Below are 23,011 nucleotides of genomic sequence, written 5' to 3' on the forward strand. Positions count from 1 at the left end.
CCTCTAATGCGCGATGCCGGAGCCGGCCGCTTCGTCGATCAGCCGCCCGCTGGCGAAGCGATCGAGGTCGAAGGGGCGGCTGATGTCGTTGTGCTTGCCGGTCGCCAGCAGGTTCGCAAGCAGCGTTGCGCCGGCGGGAATGGCCTTGAAGCCGCCCGTGCCCCAGCCGCAATTGAGAAACAGGCCGGGCAGCGGCGATTCGCCGATGATCGGCGAGGAGTCCGGCACGACATCGACGATCCCGGCCCATTGCCGCATCAGCTTGAGCTGGCCGAAGATCGGAAACATTTCCAAAAGGCCGGCAATCACCCCCTCCAGCGTCGGCAGATTGCCGCGCTGCGCATAGGAAGGGATGCGGTCAAGGCCGCCGCCGATGACGATCTCGCCCTTGTCCGACTGGCTGACATAGACGCCGCAGCCGGGCGACAGCACCACCGTGTCGAGGATCGGCTTGACCGGCTCGGACACGCAGGCTTGCAGCGCATAGGAATTGATCGGCAGCCGGAAGCCGGCCTTTGCCGCCAGCACCGAAGAATGCCCGGCTACCGCCATGCCGATGCGCTCGGCACGGATCGCGCCACGCGAAGTCTGGACGCCGCGACAGCGGCCGCCTTCGATGATGAAATCAGTGATCTCGCAGTTCTGGATGATATCGACGCCGAGCCGGCTCGCCGCCCGCGCGTAGCCCCAGGCGACGGCGTCATGGCGCGCCGTGCCGGCCCTGCCTTGCCAGATGCCGCCGAACACCGGGAAGCGCGCGTCCGGCGAAAAATTGTAGATCGGCGCCACCCGGCGCACATCCTCGGGAGAAAACAATTCGGCATCGATGCCGTTGATCTGCATAGCGTTGACGGTGCGCGCCCCGATCTCCATCTCCACGGTCGAGTGGCACAGATTGACCATGCCGCGCTGCGACAGCATGACATTGTAGTTCAGGTCCTTGCCCAGCCCTTCGTAAAGGCGGTGCGCCAGCCCGTAGAGCTCAACGCTTTCCGGGTAATAGTAGTTGGAGCGCACCACGGTGGTGTTGCGGCCGGTGTTGCCGCCGCCGATCCAGCCCTTTTCCAGCACAGCGACCCTGGTGATGTTGTGGTTCTTTGCCAGGTAATAGGCCGTCGCCAGCCCATGGCCGCCGCCGCCGATGACGATCGCGTCGTAGGCTGGCTTCGGCTCGGGCGAGCGCCAGGCCGGCTTCCAGCCGGTCTGGCCGGCCAGGCCCTCCTTGAACAGCGACAATGCGGAATAGCGTCTGGTCATGGCGTGCCGGACAGATCTGATTTTCTGAAGGGAACGTGGATCATTGCATGGTCTTTTGCACGGATGCCGCCGGTTCGATCGGTCATGCCCGCATCGCCTTGCCCAGTGGATCGTATGGCGACGAAGCGATGACGCGCGCACCTCTTTCGACGCCGACGATGTGGGTTGTCAACTGCGTATCGATCTCGGCCGCCTCGCGCTCGACCAGCGCCATGGCGAGGCTCTTGCCGACCGTATGGCCATAGCCGCCGGAGGTGACGAAGCCGGCAAGCCTGCCTCTGTTCCAGACCGGCTCGTAGCCACTGGCATCGGCATCCGCCGCGTCGATTTCGAGCGTCACCAGCGTGCGCCTCGATGAAGCCTTCTGCTCTTTCAGGGCCGCCTCCCGCCCGATGAAATCGCCCTTGTCGAAGGCGATCCAGCGGTCCATCCCGGTCTCATCAGGCGTATAGTCCTGCGTGAACTCGCGCGACCAGATGCCAAAGCTCTTTTCGAGGCGCAGCGAATTGACCGCGCCGAAGCCGTATTCGGTGACGCCCAGATCGCTGCCTGCGGCAAGCAGCGCACGGCGCAGGCCCGCGTGCTCATTGGCCTGGCAATGGATCTCGTAGCCGAGCTCGCCGATGACCGACAGCCGACCGACCTTGGCCCGCACCAGGCCGACATCCAATGTCTTGCAGGCGAGGAAGCCGAAAGCCTCGTGCGAGACATCCTGGTGTGTCAGCCGCTCGAGCAGCATTCGCGCATTGGGTCCGGCGAGCGAGAAACCAACAATGGCGTCCGAAATGTCGCGGACGGTGACGCCTTCGCTCATATGCTGCTCGAACCAGCGCATATGCCACTGGCGCAGATAGTAGGATCCCATGATCCACCAGGAGCCATCTCCCCAGTTGAAGACGGTGAGGTCGCCCTTGAGTTTGCCGTTTTCGCCCAGCATCGGCGCGAGCTTGGCGCGTCCCGGCTTGGGCAGCGCACAGGCAAGCAGCCGGTCCAGCCAAGCCTCGGCCCGCGGACCGGTGATCTCGTAGCGCGAGAAAGCTGATATATCGAGCAGGCCGACACCTTCGCGCACTTTGCGGCATTCCTGTGCGACAATGTCGAAGGCGTTGGAGCGCTTCAGCGTCGGTGTCTCGACGAAACCTTGCGGCGCGAAATAGAGCGGCACTTCCATGCCCCATGAATTGCCCCAGCGCGCGCCGGCGGCATCCATCGCGTCATGCGCGCCGGCTGTCTTCAAGGGCCGTCCCGCCGGCAGCTGCTCGTTGGGATAGCTCATGACGAAGCGGCGCGAATAGAACTGCCCGGTGGTCTGCCTGATGTATTCGCGGTTGGAGGCGAAGTCGCCATAGCGGGCGATGTCCATGCCGTAGACGTCGGCTTCCGGCTCGCCATGGATCATCCATTCGGCCAGCGACTTGCCGACGCCGCCGCCTTGCAGGAAACCGGCCATGACGCCGCACGCCACCCAGTAATTGGGCACGCCGCGCACCGGGCCGACCAGCGGATTGCCGTCCGGTGAGAAGGTGAAGGCGCCGTTTACCCAGCGCTTGATGCCGGCTGTCTCTAGGCAGGGGTAACGGCTGAAGCCGAGCGCCAGCTCGTCGGCGATGCGGTCGGTATCTTCCTGGATCAGTTCGATGCCGTAGTCCCAGGGCGCCCCGTCCATGTTCCAGTGCTTGTGGTTGACCTCATAGATACCAAGCAGAAGGCCTTTCTGCTCCTGGCGCATGTAGGTGAAGCCTTCGAGATCGACGATCAGCGGCAATTCCATGTCCAGCGCCTGGATTTCGGGCAATGCCTCGGTGACGAGATAATGGTGTTCCATCGGCGATACCGGCAGGTCGATGCCGGCCATCCTGCCGACCTGCTTGGCCCACAGTCCGCCGGCATTGACGACGTGCTCGGCAATCACCATGCCCTTCTCGGTGACCACGTCCCAGCCGCCATCGGCGCGGCGGTTCAGTTCCAGCACCCGGTTGTGCTCGATGATGTCGGCGCCGCGCAGCCTGGCTGCCTTGGCATAGGCGTGCACGACGCCTGAGGGATCGATATGGCCCTCGCGCGCGGCATAGAGGCCTCCCAGCATGCCGTCGGTGTTGAGGATCGGGCAGCGCTGCTTGATCTCATCGACACCGACCAGGTGGACATCGTCGATGCCCATGGTCTGGAAGATGCGGTAGGAGGCCTTGAGCCATTTCCAGCGCTCGGGCGCCGAGGCGACCGAGATGCCGCCGGTCATGTGCATGCCGATGCTCTGGCCCGATTCCTTCTCGACCTCGGAGAGCAGGTCGATCGTATAGGCCTGCAGGGCGGCGATGTTGGGATCGGCGTTCAGCGCATGGAACCCGCCGGCCGCATGCCAGCTCGATCCCGCTGTCAGTACCTCGCGTTCGATAAGCGCGACGTCGCTCCAGCCGAACTTCGCCAGGTGATAGAGCACCGAGGCTCCAACCACGCCGCCGCCGATGACGATCGCCCTGTATTGGGATTTCATCCTGTCGCACTCCACCCAGTCAGTGTGGCGTACCCTATCGGTATTGTACATATGTGTCTAGAGCTTGGCGGAGGACGGAATGAACGGTCCATGACGCCGCTTTGCGCCGATGCGGCAGAGGGGCGTCTCCGCTGCTGTCGGCAGCAAACGTGCTTGCTATTTGGGCCGATGCGCCCGCGAAGTCGCCAGCTGCGGGGGCCGAGCGGGCCGTACTATCGGTTGCGCGAAAGCGTTTTCTCGACATAGCGCGAGAAGTCTTCGACATCCTCCTCCGGAGGCTCCTGGCCGGTGAAGCTGCGCAGATAACCGGCGACGTGAGGCAGGCGGCTGCTCATCGGCTCGTTGAGCTCAAGCGAGTAATAGCCGATCTGCATGAAATACAGCACACGGGCTCGCACGAACGCGTCTTCTTCCTCATAGCCGTGGCGCATGAACATGTCGCGGATGGCGTTGACGCGCTCCTCGTCGGCCTCGTCGAGCGCGCGCCTGATGGCGGGCGAGCGGCGGGCCCAGGCCCTGATCGCGAAATCCAGCTGCGGATCGAACAGTTTTTCGTCCACCCAGCATTCGAAAATGCTCATCACCCCGCGGATCACGGTCGCGGAAGGCCGCCTGGCCCGTTCGACGATGAACCTGGTGTTGGTCTGCCGCCAGTAATCCAGCAATTGATCGAGCAGATCCTGTCGGCTCTTGAAATACCAGTAGAAGCTGGAACGCGACACATCGAGCTTCTGTCCAAGCGTCAGCACGCGGACGCGTTCGACACCGTCAGAGATCAACGTTTCAAGCGCAAGCTTCAGCCAGTCTTCGCGAGTGGCCTTGATATTGCCGGTGGCGCCGGCGCGCTGAATCGTCGTTTCGAGAGCTGCCATCGACACGACGCATGACACGCTGCCTCAGGCAAATCAAGGCTATGGACATTTGTGTACAGACCAAATCGGCCCCAAGCCGAATGATGCATCGTGGCTGTTGGCTGCATCGAGGCTCGATGGGGCATTGTCGTCGCCCGCCATCCGCGCGGCGCAAGCGGGGATTTTTGTCGCGGCTGCTGGTTCACTGTTTGCTTTCCCGCGAGGCAATTGTCTGGCAAATACCAGTTCAGACAGATGCCCGCGCGGCCAACAAGCAGGAACATACGATATGACGCTGTTTCGAAAGAACCTCATCGATGGCGAGTGGGTCGGCAACGCCGGTTCGCGCAACATCAACCCCTCGGATACCGGTGACATCGTCGGCGATTATGCCTCGGCGGGTGTCGAACAGGCCAAGCAGGCGATCGCCGCGGCCAAGGCAGCGTTCCCGGCTTGGTCCCGCTCCGGTCCGCTGGCGCGTCACGCGGTGTTGAAAAAGGCCTCCGACGAGATTCTGGCGCGCAAGGACGAGATTGGCCGCAACCTGGCGCGTGAGGAAGGCAAGACGCTGGCAGAAGGCATCGGCGAGACCATTCGCGCCGCCCAGATATTCGATTTCTTTGCCGGCGAAACGTTGCGTTTGACCGGAGAGGTCATGCCGAGCGTGCGGCCGGGCGTCGGCGTGGAGATGACGCGCGAGGCGGTCGGCGTGGTTGGCATCATCACGCCGTGGAATTTTCCGATCGCCATTCCGGCCTGGAAGATCGCTCCGGCGCTGACACACGGCAACACCGTCGTCTTCAAGCCGGCTGAACTGGTTCCCGAGAGCGCCTGGACCATCGTCGACATCCTGCATCGCGCCGGCCTGCCAAAGGGCGTGCTCAATCTCGTCATGGGCAAGGGCTCGGTCGTCGGTCAGGCGATGCTCGACAGTCCCGACGTCAACGCCATCAGCTTCACCGGCTCGGTCGGTACCGGCAAGCGCGTTGCCGCGGCAAGCATCGAACACATGCGCAAGTTCCAGCTTGAAATGGGCGGCAAGAACCCACTGGTCGTGCTCGACGATGCCGATCTTGCGATCGCCGTCGATTGCGCGCTCAATGGCGCCTTCTTCTCGACCGGCCAGCGCTGCACCGCGTCGTCCAGGCTGATCGTGACTGAGGCCATCCATGACCGTTTCGTCGATGCCCTCAAGGATCGCATGAGCAAACTGGTCATCGGCGATGCGCTCGACGCGCAGACCCAGATCGGTCCTGTCGTCGACGCGACGCAGCTGAAGCAGGACGAGGACTATATCGCCATCGGCGTCAGGGAAGGTGCCACGCTCGCCTTCGGCGGCGAGCGGCTCGACCGCAAGACGCCAGGCTTCTATCTGCAGCCGGCATTGCTGACCGAGGCCACCAATGCCATGCGCAGTTCGCGCGAGGAGATTTTCGGACCTGTCGCCAGCGTCATTCGCGTCAAGGACTATGACGAGGCGCTTTCCGTCGCCAACGACACGCCCTTCGGCTTGACCTCCGGCATCTGCACCTCGAGCCTCAAGCATGCCACGCACTTCAAGCGCAATTCGGAGGCCGGAATGGTGATGGTCAACCTGCCGACGGCGGGTGTCGATTTCCATGTTCCCTTCGGCGGCCGCAAGGGTTCGAGCTATGGGCCGCGCGAGCAGGGCCACTATGCGGCGGAGTTCTACACCACGGTGAAGACGGCCTATACGTTCGCAGGCTGATCGGCCGTCGACCGATCAGCCTGACTGATCGGTCACTGCCGATCATGCCGGCAACACCGCCATGCACATCTGGATTGGACGGCGCGAAAGGATGACAGTGCAAGATCTGATCTGGCTTAACCCGCCGCCGCACCATTCTATCGACGGCGACAGCGTTCGTGTGCGCACCGGTAAGGAGACCGATTTCTGGCGCGAGACCTTCTACGGTTTCTGGCGCGACAACGGCCACTTCCTGCACCGGCCGGTCGAAGGCGATTTCAGCGCCGAAGTCACGGTCAAAGGCGACTACGAAGTCCTCTATGATCAGGCCGGGCTGATGGTCCGGCTCAGCGAAACGCACTGGATCAAGGCCGGTATCGAGTACACCGACGGCCTTGCCTATTTCTCCGTTGTCGTCACCAACGACACGTCAGACTGGTCGCTGGTCGCCATTCATGCCGATCCGAACGGCGTCAGGATCCGGTTCACCCGTCACGCCGAGGCGATCCGCGTCCAGTACCTCGATGCTTCCGACGGCCACTGGAAGCCTGTGCGGCTTGCCTATTTCCCGACCTCGAAGACGGTCGATATCGGCATGATGTGCTGTTCGCCGCAACGCGAGGGCTTTGAGGTAACGTTCTCCGATTTCTCCCTCGGTCCGCCGATATCGCGGGAATTGCACGATTGAGATGTGCGGTCTTGCGCTGAACCGCAAGCACTTCGACCTTTGCCGCGATCAAGTCTGTAGACCGCCGCGTGCCTCTGTCCGTGCCGGGAGTTGGTCGCGGCACTGCAGCCGGCGAGATCGTCAGCCAGTTGCGACGCCGCCAGACGGCTCGAAATTTTTAGCCCGGGTTCGGCTCAAGGCGAATATGCCAGGCAGTACGTTGCAACGCTATTGGCATCCGCGCTAGGAGTTGCCGATGGGCAGGTTTCGAAGGGCTGTCAAAAGAGTCGTCTATTCCAGGGCGCTAAGGTTTCTTGACGTTCCGCCCGTGCTGTGGTCGCAGGGCATCGGGCATTTCTGCGATTTCGCCGGGCCGCGCTGGTATCGCAACGCGCCAACTGCATCGACGCAGAGCGAGGCATTTTTCCGCCAACATTACAGCGGCGCGCATGGCATCGTCTGGCTGCGCCTGAGCACCTTGTCCAGGGATGCGCAAACCTGCGACCTCGACACGTTCGTCAGGATCGTGCTGCCGACGATCACGGCACCGTTCACGCTGCTGACGACCGACGGAGATGCTTCGGTGCCGTCGGATCTGGCGAAGGACACCGTCGACCAACTTCTCGCCAACCCTTTCCTGGTCTCTTGGTACAGCCAGAATTGTGACGGCACTCACCCCAGAGTGAAGCCTTTCCCGATCGGGCTCGATCTTCACACGCCTCGGTCCCTTGCCACGCCGGCAGGGCTTGTGAAGCAACTGGAAATCATACGCGCCCGGCAGGATCATGTGGACCGCCGCCTGCCCAGGCTGTTCTCTGATTTCAGCATCAGCAATGGCTCGAGGCAGCGCCGGGAACTGCTTGATGCCCTGGGCGGATGTCCGCATGTCGATTTCCTGACGAAACGGGTCTCCCAGCGCTCGATCTGGCAACTATACTCGCAATACCCGCTCGTGCTGTCCACCGAAGGCAATGGCCTGGACTGCCATAGGACATGGGAGCTGTTTTATCTCGGCTGCATCGTCGTCACCAGGACCTCGCCGCTCGACCCGCTCTACCAGGGCCTGCCTGTCATTATCGTCGACGACTGGCATGAGGTGAGGGACCCCGATGCGCCGAGACGCTGGATAGAGCAGGTCGCGCATCTGACCGACCGGGGCCATGTTTGGGGACGCTTGCATCCGCAAACCTATCTCGGCCCCATTCGGCAAGAGCTTCAGCACGCATCCTGATAGGGCAGACCACGAAATTCCGGCTGGACGTGGTGCGAAGCGGGGCTCCTGCAAGCGATGTGGAACGATGTGGCTCCTCCATATCTGGTGGAGGGACGGATCATGTGCCAGCCTCGTCCAGCCCCAGCCCGCCGCGGACAGCATTGCGGATGGCTTCTGGGCCGAACCTTGCCCAAACCGCTTGATGCGCGCGGATGCGCTGCCGTGCCCTGCGGGCGGCATCCAGGCAGAGTCCGACAGCCATTCCGGCAAGCCCTTCATCGGTATCCGACAGCAGCAGCTCCTCCCCGTCGACCAGATCCAGGCCCTCGGCCGCCAGAGGCGTGGCGATCACCGGCACGCCCCACGCCATCGCCTCCAAAATCTTGATGCGGGTGCCGCCGCCTGCCGCAAGCGGGATGATGGTGAGATGCGCTCTCGAAAGAAGCGGCGCCATGTCTTCGGGGTCTTCGACAAGCTCCACGCCCCGCAATCCTGCCAGCGCTTGCACGGCCGTTGTCGGGTTGCGCCCAGCGAGAATCAATGTCGCGGTCGGCAAGGCCAGTCGGATGCGCGTAAGTATGGAGCCGGCTAATCTCTGGACGGCGTCGACGTTTGGCGGATAGCCGAGATGGCCGACGAACAGGATCACCGGAAAGCTTTCGCCGGATCCGGGCTCGGCGGGCAGCGTTTCGGGGCTGTGCCCGGCGTGCGGAATTCCGTTTGGAACGACATCGATCGGCAACTTATGCCGGGAAAGCGCCATCAACCGCTCTCGATCCTGGCTCGAGCAGACCCAGACCCGGTCGACAAGGGCAATCGCTTTTCTCTCGAGACGCCTGATGCCCGCGCTGATCGTCGCCACCGCAGGCCGCTTCACATCGACGTGCCGCAACTGCCCCGCCAAGTCGGACTCGACGTTGTGCATGTCGAGGATGAGATGTTTCGTCAATGCCCGCAAAGGCCGCAGCAGCTTGAACAGGCCGATGCCCTCGATCAGCACCGTATCGGGGCGGAAGTCCCGAACCAGTGCCTCCAGCCGCGTCAAGGCGACGCGCGAGATGCGACGCTCCGCCCTTATGCGCCACCACCCGATCGAAGCGGAGCGGGCCTCTCCCTTGATCGACAAGGCTTCGGTGCGGATCGACGGATCGGTTGTTTCCGTCGCCTGCGGCAGCACAGACACCAGGCAGACCGGGCCGAATTGCGCAGCAGACTCAGCATTGCGGTAGTTCCGCAAATCCGCGCCGGAGATCGGCGGAAAGGCCGGATCGTGGGACACAACCAGCACACGTCGCCCGGCTTTCGCCGCGGAGGCAGCGTCGAGCGGTTGTGCGTCCGCGGGTTTCAAAGCGGACGCTCTGGGCTTTGCGCCGGAGGCTTCATTCCAGACGACATGCGCGACGGCCCCAAAACCACAACAATCGGCTTCGACTTGTTCAGCCGAACGCCGCTTTCGTCAAGCGCCGCATCGTCGCTGAATGTCAGATGCACCAGCTGCGCGCCCTGCCGAATGTCACCATCGCCTGGACCACGCCAACCAGCGGCCCGCCAGATGCTTCCATGATGAGGTGAGCCTTGTCCGCCGATAGGCGTCACCGGCCATCTTGATGCCTTGCGCCTGCGTCGGGAATGGATGGATGACGTCGGCCAGCGCCCGCAATCTCATGCCCGATTTGATCGCCAGCGACACCGCATTGATCATCTCGCCGGCATGGCTGGCGACGACCGTGGCGCCCAGGATGCGGTCGGACCCCTCCCTGACGTGGATTTTGACAAAACCCTCCTCCTCGCCGTCCATCACCGCACGGGCGACATCGTGCATCAGCACCGTATAGGTCTTGACCGGAATGCCGCTCTGGCGCGCCTCCGCCGGATAGAGGCCGACATGGGCGATCTCCGGATCGGTATAGGTGCACCACGGAATGACCAGTTCGCTCAGTTTCCTGCGTCCGAGAAACAGGGCATTGCGCACGACCATGCGGGCTGTCGCCTCGGCGGTATGGGTGAATTTGTAGGCGAGGCAGACGTCGCCCGCCGCATAGATGCGTGGATTGGCGGTTCGGAGATAATCGTCCACCTTGATGCCGTCGGCATCATATGCCACCCCGGCGTTCTCCAGGTCGAGACCGTCGACATTGGGCGATCGGCCGATGCCGGTGATGATCTCGTCGACGGAAATCGTTGTCGTGATGTCGTCGCACACCAGGTCGGCGAGCTTCTTGCCGCCTTCCGTTCGTACCGCCACCACCTCGGTGTTGAGGCGAACCTCGACACCTTCGCGCGCCAGCGCGTCCGAAAGAATTTGGGCGGCATCGCGTTCCTCACCGGGCAGGAACATCGGTTCGCGCTGCGCCTGGATGACCTTCGCGCCCAGCAGGCAGAAGGCCTGCGCCGCTTCGCAACCGAGTGGTCCGCCGCCGATGACCAGAAGCCGCTTCGGGCACTCCGTGAGATCGAACATGGTCTCGTTGCTGAGATAGCCGGCGTCGGCAAGCCCCGAGATCGTCGGCAGCCTCGGGCGCGCGCCTGTCGCGATCAGCGCCTTTCTGAAACGCAAGGTTTGTCCGGCGACCGTGACAGCGTCCCTTCCGGAAAACCGCGCTTCACCGAAATAAAGGTCGATGCCTTCGGCAATCAGGCTATCGGCGGCATCGGCGCGGCTGATCCGCTGCCGGATCTGCCGCATCCGCGTCATGGCGCGCTGAAAGTTGACGTGAAGACGGTCCGGCATGTCGCCGCCGAAATTCTCGGCGTCGCGCATGTCGGCATAAAGCCTTGCGGTGCGGATGATCGACTTCGACGGGATGCAGCCGACATTGACGCAAGTTCCGCCGATCAGGTTGCGCTCGATGAGCGCGACCTTTGCGCCGAGGCCGGCCGCTTCGTAGGCGGCGGTCAGTCCAGCCGGTCCGGCACCGATGACGACGAGGTTGTAGGGACCGTCCGGCTGCGGGTTCTTCCGGTGCGGCGGATGGGCGCCCTTGATCAGCTCAATGTCGTTGTGATCGACAGGAAAGGCGGCAGCCCTGGTCCGGTCACGCGACATCGCCGCCACCCGACGCCGGGCTTGCCGGCTGAGACAGCCAGCCGCCATTGAATCCGGCCTTGCGCAAGCCGTTGCGGATGTGTTGATTTGACCGCATCAGTCTCCAGATCAACCCTGACCGATGGTTCTCGATCATCATCACCACGATGCCTTGATCCAGCCCATAGTGGCCTTCCGACACCCAGCCGTGCCTCCCGAATTTACGTCGGTTCGCCAATGTCGGATTGAAACCGCTCGGCAGTCGGAAATTGTCGATCACCTCGGGGTAGCGATCACCGAGATGGCGCAACGCCGCCAGGCAGATCTCCGGGGCGAAAGGCAGTGATGCCGGATAGGACCAAGGCGCGATCGTCCCGTCATCGGGCCCGAACGGCGCGCCGCGCGCGGCATAGCCGGAAAACCGCCGGCGCTGTCGCTCCACGCTGGTGCGAAAACCGCCTGGCCCGTCGCCCGCCGAAAGACCCCAAAGGTTCTCGTCGTAGCCGCCATAGCCGTAAGGGTTGTGGCGTGCATAGTCGCGATGCAGATAGGTCGAGCGGCGGCTGTTTTCGAAATAGTCCGAGTTCTTCTCGCGCATGAAGGCGTCGCGGATGCCGGCGAAATCGATCCAGGCATGCGAGAACTGGTGCATGAACAGCGGACCGCCATACAGCACGTCGTAGCCGTAAATGTTCTCCCACTGATAGGTCGCCGTCCAGCCCTCGTAGCTGTTGTCCGAGGTCGGGCTGTCGGGCGAGGCCATCGACAGGACGTAGAGGATCGTGGCTTCGTTGTAGCCCTCCCAGCCATAGTGGAGAAAGCCGCTCCTCGGCTTCCAGCCTTGTCGCAAGGTCGGGCTTGAGCCTTGTGCCCACCGCCAGTCGACGCGCCGGTAGAGCGCCTCGGCCAGTTGGCGGATTTCGGCTTCCTCGTCATCATCACCGGAGAAATAGGCGCCCGCCACCAGCATGCCCGATATCAGCAATGCCGTATCCACCATCGACAGTTCGCAGCGCCAGACGCGCAGGCCGGTCCGCATGTCGAGGAAATGGTAGTAGAAACCCTTGTGGCCGGTGACCTCCTCGCCATTGCCTTGCGAGCCGGCCGAGAAGAAACGCAACGCGGCCAGCGTCAGCTTCGCGGCGGCATCGCGCGCCATCCAGCCGCGCTCGACGCCGACCGGATAGCTGGACAGCGCGAAGCCGACGACAGCGATGCTGGCCGGCGAATTCGGCCGCGAGGTGTCGGCGACCAATCCGTTTTCGGGGTTCACGTTCTCGAGGAAATAGTCGAAGGCGGCGCGCTGATAGCGGTCCAGAAGCTCGTCGTCGGACAGCGCGCAAGGCTCGGCCCTAAGCAAAAGAAGCAAGCTCCCGTCGGATGGCTGCAGCGTCCGTCAACCGCCAACCAGTTGCCCCGCGCCGGCAGGTCATCACGCATGCTGAACTGTCATGCCGCGTCATAGCTTTCCCGCATAGCTTTGTTGCGTCAACGTCGATTCGACGTCTGGGACTATACGCCCCTACGCTCCAGTTCGTTGCGTCGTCACGCGGAATTGAGATGCGTCCTGCCTCAGTAGGTGGCGCGGCCGCCGGAAACGTCGAATACGGCGGCGGTCGTGAACGAACACTCTTCCGAGGCGATCCAGCAGATCAGCGCCGCCACCTCGTCGACCTCGCCGAAGCGCGCCATCGGTATCTTGGACAGCATGAAGTCGATGTGCTCCTGGCTCATCTGCCTGAAGATCGCGGTGCGCACGGCCGCCGGTGTGACGCAATTGACCGTCACCTTGGTCTTGGCCAACTCCTTGCCGAGCGACTTGGTCAGGCCGATCACCGCGGCCTTCGAGGTGCTGTAGGCCGAAGCGTTGGGATTGCCTTCCTTGCCGGCGATCGAAGCGATGTTGACGATGCGGCCATAGTTGCGCTCGAGCATGTGCGGGACAAGCGCCTTGTTGCAATAGAAGACGCCATTGATGTTGATGTCGATGACCTTCTGCCAATCTTCGACCGAGTAATTCCAGGTCGTCATGTTGGGTCCGGTGATCGCCGCACTGGTGACCAGGATGTCGACACCGCCAAGCGCTTCGATCGCCGACTGTTTGGCGCGTTCCACGCCGGCCGCATTGGCGACGTCAATGGCAACACCGTGGAGGCCGGGAAGGGTAGTCCTGGCCTGTTCGATCTGAGCAGGATCGCGATCCCAGACTGAAACCCGTCCGCCCTCTTCGACAATCCTCTGAGCCACTGCCAGACCGATGCCCGATGCGCCGCCGGTGATCACCGCCGCTCGACCGCTGAACCGTCCTGCAAAATTCATCGGCATCTGATTCTCCCCCCGTCACCTGAACCCGATGGACGCCAACCACGCGCGACCGCCATACCATCGACGGCGACTGTGCGGTCACGATCAGGCAAGTTCAAGCCGGCATGCGAGTCCGATCGTCTGGGCCAATCCCGTTACCCGGGACTCCCCTCGAGCTCTCTGCCCAGCGCCTTCACCATCGCCACCAGCGCCGGTCCGATCTCGGCATGCGCGCGCTCTTCCGTGATGATCTCGCCGATGCCGCCGCAGGTGATGGCAACCAGCGGCGAGCCGTCACTCGGACGGAACGGCACGCCGACTGCATGGATGTAGCTGTGCCAGGCGCCGAACGACGTCACATAGCCCTTGTCGGCATACTGGGCGATCGCATCGTCGATCGCCGCCGCGATCATCGCCGCCCTGTCCGGCTCGGCCTCCTGCAAAGCCCCCACAAGGCTGGCACGCTCCTCGGATGAAAGTGCCGCCGCATAGGCCAGCCCCATCGATGTCTTCCAGATCGGCAGATAGGAGCCCGGGTTGAGGCGCAGCGTGACAAGGCTCTCCGACCGGCAGTTGGCGAGATAGACCATGTTGAGGCTGTCGCGGGTGCCGAGCGCCACCGCCGCCCCCGTCAAATCGGCCAGCGGCTGCATCAGCGGCCGGGCGACGTGGACAACCGCACTGGAACTCAGTGCCGAATAACCCAGCGCCACGGTGGCTGGTCCCAGGCTGTAGCGGCCAAGGTCCTTGTCGTAGAGGAGATAGCCGAGCGCGCTTAGCGTATAGGTGATGCGCGAAACCGTGGCCTTGGGCAGGCCGGTGCGGGCAATGATGTCCTGATTGCCGAGTGAGGCATCGCCCGGGCGGAAAGCGCGCAGGATGCCGAGCCCGCGCACCAGCGACGACGAAAGCTGCGCGCCTTCGACTTCAAGCTCCGTCTCGTCCCTGGTGGCTCGCTTGCGCACGCTGAGGTCTTTCTGGCGTCGTCGTCCGCCTGTCGGGCCGGTGTCGCCGGCGTTGTATCAAAAATGAAATTAAATTCCATTTATATTGACAGGCGCTTTCCCCCACTGTCAATATGCTTCCCTCGATGGCATCTCCAAGCGCCCTGTGCCATCTTACGAAGCCCCTCCTTGTGAAGGTAGCCACGTGTCTCGCTATATTTTGCGCCGGCTTATCGCCATGCCGTTTCTGGTGCTCGGCATCGTCACCATTGCCTTCCTGATCACCACGGTGACCAAGGGCGATCCGCTGACCGCGATTGTCGCCGAACAGCAGATGAGCAACCCCGAAGTGGTGGCCGCCGCCAAGGCGCGCTGGGGTCTCGATCGTCCTTTGCCGGAACGCTATATGATATATCTTGGGAATCTGCTGAGCGGCGATCTTGGCACCTCGTTCATCACCAAGCGCAATGTCGGCACCGACATTCTCTACCGCTTGCCGGCAACGCTCGAACTGGTTTTCGCTGCGATGATCTTCGGCACCACGCTCGGCATTGTGCTTGGTGTGCTGGCCGCCTATTTCCGCAACAGCCTGATTGACCATGGCGCGCGGCTGTTCGCCTTGTTCGGCTCTTCGCTGCCGGTGTTCTGGTCGGGGCTCGGCCTGTTGTTCATCTTCTCCGTCATGCTGAACTGGCTGCCGGGGCCGGGCAGGGTCGATGCCCGCCTGGCATTACCGCCCGGTATCACCGGTTTCCTGACCATCGACTCGTTGCTGGCCGGCGACTGGACGGTGTTTAAGGATGCGCTCTGGCACCTGCTTCTGCCGGCCTTCGTGCTCGGCTGGACGGTTTCCGGCACCATATCGCGGCTGGTGCGCGCCAACATGCTGGATGTGATGAGCCGCGAGTTCGTGCTCACCGCGCGCGCCAAGGGGGCCAGCGAATTCCGCGTCGTCATTGTCCACGCGCTGCGCAACACCATGGTGCCGACCTTGACCGTCATCGGCTACTCCTTCGCCTATCTGATCACCGGCGCGGTGCTGACCGAGACCATCTTTTCCTGGCCGGGCATGGGTTCCTATGCCGTCGAGGCGGCGCGCGCGCTCGACTTCCCGGCAATCATCGGCGTTACCATCGTCGGCGGCCTCGCCTTCCTGGTCACCAATCTCATCACCGACATACTCTATGTCGTGGCCAATCCGCGCGTGAGATTGAGCTGATGTCGGCGGTCGAAACCAGATCCCGTTCCACCGCTGTTCCCGAATGGCTGACCGCGCCTTTGGTCATCGGCACGATCGTCATCCTGTTCTGGCTGTTCATGACCGTCTTCGCCAATCTGGTCGTGCAGTTCGATCCGCTCGAAATGGTCGCACGCCGGCTGCAGTCGCCGAACTGGGCGCATTGGCTGGGCACCGATGCGCTCGGCCGCGATGTGCTGGCCCGCACTCTGCACGGGGCCGCACATTCGTTGCCGATCGCGGTCCTGGTCGTCGTCTCGGCTGTGGTGATCGGCTCGCTGCTCGGCGCCATTTCCGGCTTCGTCGGCGGCCTCACCGGCGCGGCGATCATGCGGCTGGTCGACGTGACCTTGTCGTTCCCGCCGATGCTGCTCGCCATGGCCGTCGCGGCGTCGCTCGGGCCGGGCCTCGGCAATGCCGCCATCGCCATGGTGCTGGTCTGGTGGCCGGTCTACGCCCGGCTGATGCGGGCGCAGGTGCTGGAGGTGAAGGAGCGCGAGCATGTCGAGGCGGCAATCGCCGCCGGCGCCAGGCCGCGGCGCGTGCTGTTCACGCACATATTGCCGCTTTGCTGGACTCCGGTGCTGATCAGCGCGACCATGGATTTGGGCCAGGTCGTGCTGCTTGCCGCGTCGCTCAGCTTCATCGGTCTCGGCGCCACGCCGCCGACGCCTGAATGGGGCTCGATGATCTCCGATGGCGCCGTCCATTTCTATCAATGGTGGATCGCCTTCGGTCCCGGCGTCGCCATCCTCACCATCGTGCTCGGCTTCAACTTCATCGGCGACGGCTTGCGCGACATTCTCGATCCAAGGTCGGACTAGGCGATGAGCGCACAGATATCTTCAGCGCGCTCCCGGCGCCGTCGACAAGGCAGGTGAGCAGGAGCCGCTGCTCTCGATTCGTGGCCTGCGCGTCGGGTTCCGGCGGGCCGGCGACCAGTTTGAAGCGGTGCGAGGCATCGACCTCGACGTCGCCAAGGGCGAGGTGGTCGGCATTGTCGGCGAGTCCGGTTCGGGCAAGTCGGTCGGCATGCTCGCCGCGCTCGGCCTGACCTCGAAGAACGCCGTGGTTACCGGCTCGGTCCGCTTCAACGGCGACGAACTGGTCGGCAAATCGTCACGCGAAATGCGCAAGATCAGGGGCGCGCGCATAGCCATGATTTTTCAGGACCCGCTGTCCTCGTTGAATCCGGTGATGACCGTCGGCGCCCAGATCGCCGAGGCGGTCAGGCTGCATCAGCGCGTCACCCGCAAGCAGGCCATGGCGCGCGCGGTGGAACTGCTCCATCTGGTGGCGATCCCGCAGCCGGAGCGCCGGGTGAACCAGTATCCGCATGAATTCTCCGGCGGCATGCGCCAGCGCGCGGTCATCGCCATGGCCGTCGCCAACGATCCCGATTTGCTAATCGCCGACGAACCGACCACGGCGCTCGATGTCACGGTGCAGGCGCAGATATTGGCCGTGCTGCGTTCGCTGCAGGAGCGGCTCGGCCTTGGCCTGGTGCTGATCACCCATGATCTAGGCGTCGTCGCCGGTCATGCCGACCGCGTCGCGGTCGTCTATTCCGGCCGTGTCGTCGAACAGGCTGGCGTGTCCGAGCTGTTCGCCGACCCGCGCCATCCCTACACGCGCGGGCTCATTGCCTCGATCCCCAACCTCGAGGAAAGCCGCGAGCGGCTGTTCTCGATCGACGGTTCGCCGCCCGCACTTGGCCGCTTGCCGGGCGGCTGCGCCTTCCATCCGCGCTGCATCTATGCCGAGGCACGCTGCCGGACCGAGGATCCGCCTTTGCACGACATAGGCGGCCGCTTCTCGGCCTGCCATTTCGCGACGACCTTGCCGCCCTTCCATAGTGCTGCGCTTGCGGCGGCAGAACTGGACAGTGGAAGCATGGCCCCATGAGCGCAGTGGAGCAAATTCAAGTCGAAACCAAGCCGGCGGCAGCGCTTTCCGTGCGCCATCTTGTCAAGGATTTTCCGGTTCGCGGCGGCCTCGTCTTCGACCGCGCGGTTGCCCATGTGCGTGCGGTGGCCGATGTGTCCTTTGACTTGGCGCCGGGCGAAACGCTGGGCCTCGTCGGCGAATCCGGTTGCGGCAAGTCGACCCTCGGACGCTGCCTGATGCGGCTGATCGAGCCGACCAGTGGCGAAAGCTGGTTCCGTGGCCAGAACCTGCTCGCCCTCAACCACGAAGACATGCGCCTGATGCGGCGCTACATCCAGCTGGTCTTCCAGGATCCGTACGGGTCGCTGCATCCGCGCATGCGCATTGCCGACAACATCGCCGAGCCTTTGCGCATGAGCGACATGTCGGCGGCCGATCGCCGTGGGCGGGTGGCCGAACTGCTCGAACTTGTCCGGCTCAATCCCGATCACGGCAAGCGCTATCCGCACGAACTGTCCGGCGGCCAGCGCCAGCGTGTGGTCATCGCCCGCGCGCTTGCGCTCAACCCGCAAGTGGTGATCCTCGACGAACCGGTTTCGGCGCTCGACGTTTCGGTGCAGGCTGGCGTGCTCAATTTGCTCAGGGATATTCAGCAGTCCTTCGGCACATCCTATCTGTTCATCGCACATGATCTTTCGGTCGTGCGCCACATCTCGCACCAGGTCGCGGTGATGTATCTCGGCAAGATCGTCGATATCGCACCCGCGGCCGAACTCTACTCCAGGGCGCTGCACCCCTATACCCAGGCGCTGCTGTCGGCGGTGCCGCTCGCCAACCCCGAGAAGGAGCGCAAGCGCGAGCGCATCGTACTGACCGGTGACGTGCCGAGCCCGCTCAACCCACCATCCGGCTGCCGCTTCCGCACGCGCTGCTTCAAGGCGCAGGCGATTTGCGCTGCCGTCGAACCACCGCTCGATCCGGCTGGTGGTTCGCATCGCGTCGCCTGTCATTTTCCGGAGCCGGTCAACACTTTCAGGGCTGTCTGACAGGCCCGCCGAATTCATCCGCGAAGGAATTTTGATCGTGACTGAGGACCATTCCGAAAATGCCGCCACGGCTGGCCGCGCGCGCCTGCCGCTCGAAGGCATCAAGGTTCTCGATCTTTCGCGCGTGCTGGCCGGTCCGTGGGCGACGATGAGCTTGGCCGATCTCGGCGCCGAAGTCTGGAAGATCGAGAATATCGATGGTGGCGACGACACCAGGGCGTGGTCGGTGCCGAGCTACAAGGGTGTCTCAACCTATTATCTCTGCGCCAATCGGGGCAAGCAGAGCATCGCGCTCGACATGAAAAGCCCGCAGGGGCTGGCCATCGTGCGCGAGTTGGCAGCGAAGGCCGACATCGTCGTCGAGAATTTCCGCGCCGGCACCGCCGATCGCCTCGGTGTCGGTTTCAAGGAACTCAGCGCGTCAAACCCGCGGCTGATCTATTGCTCGATTTCCGGCTACGGCCAGACCGGGCCCGATGCCGGACGGCCCGGCTATGATTTCGTCATGCAGGCCGAAAGCGGCCTGATGGCCATCACTGGCGAGAGCAATGGCGAGCCGATGCGTGTCGGCGTCGCCATCACCGACATCGTCTGCGGCATGGTCGCCACGCAGTCGATCCTGGCAGCGCTTTACGAGCGCGCGACGACCGGCAAGGGCCAGTTCCTCGACCTGTCGCTGATCGACTGCGCGCTCAGCCTGCTGATCAATGTCGGCAGCGGTTACCTCAACACCGGTCGAGAGGTTGCCCGATACGGCAATGCCCATCCGACGGTCGTTCCCTATCAGATATTCGAAGCCTCCGACGGCGGCTTCGCGCTGGCCGTCGGCAACGATCGTCAGTTCGCAGCCCTGTGCGAGCAGGTCGTGGACTTGCCACATTTGGCTGGGGATGCGCGCTTCATCAAGGCAGGCGCGCGCGCCACCCACCGCGAGGCGCTGATTCCGCAGCTGGCGGCTGCCTTCAGGACCAAAACGCGAGACCACTGGATGTCGGCTTGCGCCGCCGCCAGCGTGCCGGCCGGCACCGTAAAATCGATACCGGAAGTCTTCGACAGTCCCAATGTGCGCGAGCGCGGCCTCGTTCAGACCTTGCCGCATCCGCATCTCGGTTCCGTCGCCATGGTGCGTCCGGCGCAGGGACTTGCCGCGCAGTTGACCGCCGACTTCACCGCGCCACCGATGCTGGGCCAGGACACAGCTGCCGTGCTGGCCGACGTGCTCGGCTACAGCGCCGAGACCATCGACCAGTTGGTCGGCACTGGGGCTGTCAGCGTCTATGCGCCTGCCGCCGAACCGATCCCCGCCTGATCTTTCACGGAGCGTGACAGCCCTCGTCGCATTTGCGGTCGACTGAGTGGTTCTCTACTTCAAGAGCGCGAAGAGCCGTTCCTTGTTTTGGCGCTATTCCCAAGGGAAAGCGCTTCCCACTTTTCCTGGAATTGCTCGGCCGGTTATTTCTGCTGACCGTAATTCTTGTAGCGCCCGCGAATGGCGGGTATCTCGCTGCCCTCGATGAGCACCGGTGTGCCGGCGCTGCGCGCCAAAAGGTATTGCCGAGCCAAGGTCTCGAGCTTGATGGTGCGGATGAGCGCCATGTCGAGATCGCCGCCGAAAGCGATCATGCCATGATTGGCGAGCAGGCAGGCCGACCTGTCCTTGAGCGCGACGACGGCAACCTTGGCCAGGTCGCTTGACGCGAACAGCGCATAGTCCGAACAGCGCACATCATCGCCACCGAAACCCGCGACCATGTAATGGAACAGCGGCAGTCCCTCGCGCAGGCACGATAGCGCCACGCAATGGTCGGGATGGGCATGGACGACGGCGCCGGCCTCGGGAAAGGCCTTGTAGATCTCGGCGTGCATTTCCCATTCGCTCGATGGCCTGAACGCACCGTCCCAGGCTCCATCGAGCTGCATCGCCACCATCTGCTCCGGCCGCAAGGCGCTCGTGGCTATTCCCGTCGGCGTGATCAGCATGCCGGCTGTCGTGCGCACGCTGATGTTTCCGGTGGTGCCGACATTCATCCCACTAGCGTCCAGCGTCTGCGTCGCGGTGATCAGGCTGGCGCGTGCAGTCTCGGTGTCCATCACGATGCTTTTCCTGTGGTTGGCCACATGACAGGTTTTGCCGGTGGCCATGTGTCGATCGCCGGCGCGACGGTGGTCGCCCGTGTCATGTCTTGCAGGACGTCGGCGAAAATATCCGGGCCGCCGAGCTTTCCCGATTTCAGTATCAGCGCCAGCGGATCGGATGGCAGGTCGGGGAGGTGGGCGATGGCGCGCGACAGTCCCGGGCCCTCATAGGCGCCCATGGCGATCCGGTCGATGCCGAGCGCCTTGACCACCGAACCGGCTGTCTCGCCGCCGGCGACGACGAGCCGGCGGACGCCGAGTTCACGCACCAGAATCTGTGCAATCCCGGCCAGGATCTCTTCCGCCCTTGCTGCCACCACATCGCGGCCGTGCGCCTGCTGCAGCGCTTCGACCGTCGCTTGCGGCGCGGTCGTGGCAATGGCGATCATCGCACCGGGCAAATGCCGCTCGGCAAAGGCACGCGCTTCGGCCATGATATCGGCGCCGGCAAAGGCGCTGGCAAGGTCGATCGTCAGCAGTGGATTGTTGCGCGCAAAACGCTCGAGCTGTTCGATGGTGCGGTCGGCGACGCTGCCGGCCAGCACCGCTGCCGGCCCTTCGACGGCCGGCAGGCTGGCGGCAACGAGATCGCCTGAATTCAGCAGCCCATGCGTGAGCCAGGCCGGCGGCAGATGCGCGGCGACCGAGGAATTGCCGGTCATCAGCGGCAGGTCGAAGGTCGCTTCCGCGATCGCAACCAGGTCGCGCTCGCGGATCGTATCGGTGATCAGCAGTATCTCGCCGCCCGCGCTGTGCTCTCGTATGGCGTTGCGGATGGCCTCCGACCCGGCATCGACGACGAGATAGGGCACCAGCCCGACCTTGCCTTTGCTCTGCGCCTGCAGCACGCGAACCAGATTGGAATCGGTCATCGGCGTCAGCGGATCGAAGCGCTTGGGCGATTCACCCAGCAACTGGGCGCCGCCGAACATGTGTCCCTGATAGACGGTGCGGCCGGTCTCACACAGGGCCGGGGTGAACAGCGTGACGCCGCCGCCAAGCCGCTCGAGCAGCGCCTCGGCGCAAGGACCGATGTTGCCGGCAGGTGTCGAATCGAAAGTGGCGCAATATTTGAAGAAGATCTGCCGGGCACCAGCTTCAAGCAACCGGTCCGCCGCCTCCAGAACCTGGCGCACCGCATCGCTGGCCGCGATGACGCGTGTCTTGAGCAGGATCACATGGGCAAGATTGCCTGGTGGGATCGGCGCACTCAGTCCGACCGTGCATCCCGTTGGAATGCCGCGCGCCACCAGCATCGACGCCAGCTCGGTGCCGCCGGTCAGATCGTCGGCTATGGCGCCAAACAGGAGTGAAGGCGTCGCGGTCATGCGCCCCGTCTCATATCCGTCTGCACCATGGCTGCCCGTCTCACAGTTGCCTGTCTCATGTCGGTGGTCAGGCCATTCGTGGTATCATATACACAGCCCACGCGACGCAGGCGACGCCTGCGCTGTTGCAAGAACGGAGAGCGGATGTGACTGCTTCTATCGCGCCGATCGCGCGCGACAATCTGACGACGCGCGTCTACGAGGAGCTTCGCCGCGCCATGATGGAAGGCCGTTTCTGGCCGGGCCATCGCTTCAAGATCCGCGACCTCGCCGCCAGCCTTCAGGTTTCCGAAACGCCGGTGCGCGAGGCGCTGATGCAGCTGGTGCGCGAAAAAGGCCTGGAGATGGAGGCCGGTCGTTCGATCACCGTCGCCCAGCTGTCGCTGGCCCAATATCTGGAACTGCGCAGCATCCGGCTGCATCTCGAAGGCATGGCGGGCGCGGCGGCAACGACGCGCATCGAGCCGCGCGAGATCGACCGTCTGGCCGAAGTGCATGACAGGCTGATTGCCAACGAGGACAATGGCCATTGGTTCGAAGCCGTCCGCGACAATTGGGAATTCCACCACTCTATCTACCAGGCGGCGCAAATGCCGGAGCTGCTGGCCATCATCGAGGGCATCTGGCTGCGCAACGGGCCGCTGGTGAACTATCAGTACCCGCACGCCAGGCCGACCTATGACGGCCGCCACAGGCACCTCGACATTCTCGACGCGCTGCGGGCGCGCGACGAGAACGGCGTGCGCAAGGGCATTCAGCAGGACATGATCGAAGGCGGCCGCTTGCTCGTCAAGGTTCTCGAACGGCTGAACGACGGTGCGGTCACGCCCGAGGAACTGCGCCGCGCGGCGCAGAACGGCCGTCTGGTGTCGGCCGCCGGCTGAACGATCTGTTTGCCTCCACCGCATGGGCGC

19 protein-coding genes are annotated in these 23,011 nt (G+C 63.7%); 9 read left to right on the forward strand and 10 right to left on the reverse strand.

The annotated features are described in order from the left end of the window. Nucleotides 1-3 precede the first annotated feature (3 nt). The 3 genes from NKI66_RS12105 to NKI66_RS12115 form a co-directional block, all read right to left on the reverse strand. On the reverse strand, nt 4-1,257 hold the full coding sequence (locus tag NKI66_RS12105; protein WP_352751713.1) for a sarcosine oxidase subunit beta: 1,254 nt from the start codon (nt 1,255-1,257) through the stop codon (nt 4-6). Nucleotides 1,258-1,339: 82 nt separating this feature from the next. Next, on the reverse strand, nt 1,340-3,751 hold the full coding sequence (locus tag NKI66_RS12110) for a GcvT family protein (protein ID WP_352751715.1): 2,412 nt from the start codon (nt 3,749-3,751) through the stop codon (nt 1,340-1,342). A gap of 212 nt (nt 3,752-3,963) precedes the next feature. Then, on the reverse strand, nt 3,964-4,623 hold the full coding sequence (locus NKI66_RS12115; RefSeq protein WP_352751717.1) for a TetR/AcrR family transcriptional regulator: 660 nt from the start codon (nt 4,621-4,623) through the stop codon (nt 3,964-3,966). 268 nt (nt 4,624-4,891) lie between these two features. Here NKI66_RS12115 and NKI66_RS12120 point away from each other — a divergent pair, with 268 nt between their 5' ends. From NKI66_RS12120 to NKI66_RS12130, 3 genes are all read left to right on the forward strand, one after another. Beyond that, nucleotides 4,892-6,331 (forward strand): aldehyde dehydrogenase family protein, encoded by a 1,440-nt coding sequence (locus tag NKI66_RS12120; RefSeq protein ID WP_352751718.1) that lies wholly within the window; start codon nt 4,892-4,894, stop codon nt 6,329-6,331. Between the two features lie 91 nt (nt 6,332-6,422). Continuing rightward, nucleotides 6,423-6,998, forward strand: a complete 576-nt coding sequence (locus tag NKI66_RS12125) for a DUF1349 domain-containing protein (protein WP_352719537.1) — start codon at nt 6,423-6,425, stop codon at nt 6,996-6,998. A gap of 235 nt (nt 6,999-7,233) precedes the next feature. Then, on the forward strand, nt 7,234-8,208 hold the full coding sequence (locus NKI66_RS12130) for a hypothetical protein (RefSeq protein ID WP_352751719.1): 975 nt from the start codon (nt 7,234-7,236) through the stop codon (nt 8,206-8,208). A gap of 100 nt (nt 8,209-8,308) precedes the next feature. On the opposite strand, the gene NKI66_RS12135 is transcribed toward NKI66_RS12130, so the two are convergent. The 5 genes from NKI66_RS12135 to NKI66_RS12155 form a co-directional block, all read right to left on the reverse strand. Further along, nucleotides 8,309-9,538 (reverse strand): glycosyltransferase family 4 protein, encoded by a 1,230-nt coding sequence (locus NKI66_RS12135; protein WP_352751721.1) that lies wholly within the window; start codon nt 9,536-9,538, stop codon nt 8,309-8,311. A gap of 165 nt (nt 9,539-9,703) precedes the next feature. Further along, nucleotides 9,704-11,236: a mercuric reductase gene (locus tag NKI66_RS12140; RefSeq protein ID WP_023811556.1), complete on the reverse strand. Its 1,533-nt coding sequence runs from the start codon at nt 11,234-11,236 to the stop codon at nt 9,704-9,706. Further along, the gene (locus tag NKI66_RS12145) at nt 11,226-12,575 is read right to left on the reverse strand and encodes a glucoamylase family protein (protein WP_023811557.1); all 1,350 of its coding nucleotides are present in this window, start codon (nt 12,573-12,575) and stop codon (nt 11,226-11,228) included. Before NKI66_RS12145 ends, NKI66_RS12140 begins: the two co-directional genes overlap by 11 nt. Before the next feature lie 212 nt (nt 12,576-12,787). Beyond that, a complete protein-coding gene (locus NKI66_RS12150; RefSeq protein ID WP_352551182.1) occupies nt 12,788-13,540 on the reverse strand; it encodes an SDR family NAD(P)-dependent oxidoreductase in 753 nt (250 codons plus the stop codon). A gap of 134 nt (nt 13,541-13,674) precedes the next feature. Then, nucleotides 13,675-14,484: an IclR family transcriptional regulator gene (locus NKI66_RS12155; protein ID WP_023811559.1), complete on the reverse strand. Its 810-nt coding sequence runs from the start codon at nt 14,482-14,484 to the stop codon at nt 13,675-13,677. 184 nt (nt 14,485-14,668) lie between these two features. Here NKI66_RS12155 and NKI66_RS12160 point away from each other — a divergent pair, with 184 nt between their 5' ends. The 5 genes from NKI66_RS12160 (at nt 14,669) to NKI66_RS12180 (ending at nt 19,942) form a co-directional block, all read left to right on the forward strand. Next, complete coding sequence (locus tag NKI66_RS12160) at nt 14,669-15,682, forward strand: ABC transporter permease (protein ID WP_023811560.1); 1,014 nt, start codon at nt 14,669-14,671, stop codon at nt 15,680-15,682. Then, nucleotides 15,682-16,524: an ABC transporter permease gene (locus tag NKI66_RS12165; protein ID WP_352751723.1), complete on the forward strand. Its 843-nt coding sequence runs from the start codon at nt 15,682-15,684 to the stop codon at nt 16,522-16,524. The genes NKI66_RS12160 and NKI66_RS12165 overlap by 1 nt, the downstream gene beginning before the upstream one ends. Nucleotides 16,525-16,591: 67 nt before the next feature. Then, nucleotides 16,592-17,605: an ABC transporter ATP-binding protein gene (locus NKI66_RS12170; RefSeq protein WP_050592694.1), complete on the forward strand. Its 1,014-nt coding sequence runs from the start codon at nt 16,592-16,594 to the stop codon at nt 17,603-17,605. Beyond that, nucleotides 17,602-18,633 (forward strand): ABC transporter ATP-binding protein, encoded by a 1,032-nt coding sequence (locus tag NKI66_RS12175; protein ID WP_023811563.1) that lies wholly within the window; start codon nt 17,602-17,604, stop codon nt 18,631-18,633. The genes NKI66_RS12170 and NKI66_RS12175 overlap by 4 nt, the downstream gene beginning before the upstream one ends. A gap of 37 nt (nt 18,634-18,670) precedes the next feature. Next, nucleotides 18,671-19,942, forward strand: coding sequence for a CaiB/BaiF CoA transferase family protein (locus NKI66_RS12180; RefSeq protein WP_023811564.1), 1,272 nt, complete (start codon nt 18,671-18,673; stop codon nt 19,940-19,942). Between the two features lie 143 nt (nt 19,943-20,085). Here the strand turns inward: NKI66_RS12180 and NKI66_RS12185 are convergent, their stop codons facing one another. Next, nucleotides 20,086-20,724 (reverse strand): class II aldolase/adducin family protein, encoded by a 639-nt coding sequence (locus NKI66_RS12185; RefSeq protein WP_023811565.1) that lies wholly within the window; start codon nt 20,722-20,724, stop codon nt 20,086-20,088. After that, nucleotides 20,724-22,097 (reverse strand): 3-oxo-tetronate kinase, encoded by a 1,374-nt coding sequence (otnK, locus tag NKI66_RS12190; RefSeq protein WP_023811566.1) that lies wholly within the window; start codon nt 22,095-22,097, stop codon nt 20,724-20,726. Before otnK ends, NKI66_RS12185 begins: the two co-directional genes overlap by 1 nt. Before the next feature lie 146 nt (nt 22,098-22,243). Here otnK and NKI66_RS12195 point away from each other — a divergent pair, with 146 nt between their 5' ends. Beyond that, entirely contained in the window at nt 22,244-22,981 is a 738-nt protein-coding gene (locus tag NKI66_RS12195; protein ID WP_023811567.1) for a GntR family transcriptional regulator, read from the forward strand. Nucleotides 22,982-23,011 lie beyond the last annotated feature (30 nt).

The organism is Mesorhizobium sp. M0518, from assembly GCF_040321125.1.
Classification (GTDB): domain Bacteria; phylum Pseudomonadota; class Alphaproteobacteria; order Rhizobiales; family Rhizobiaceae; genus Mesorhizobium.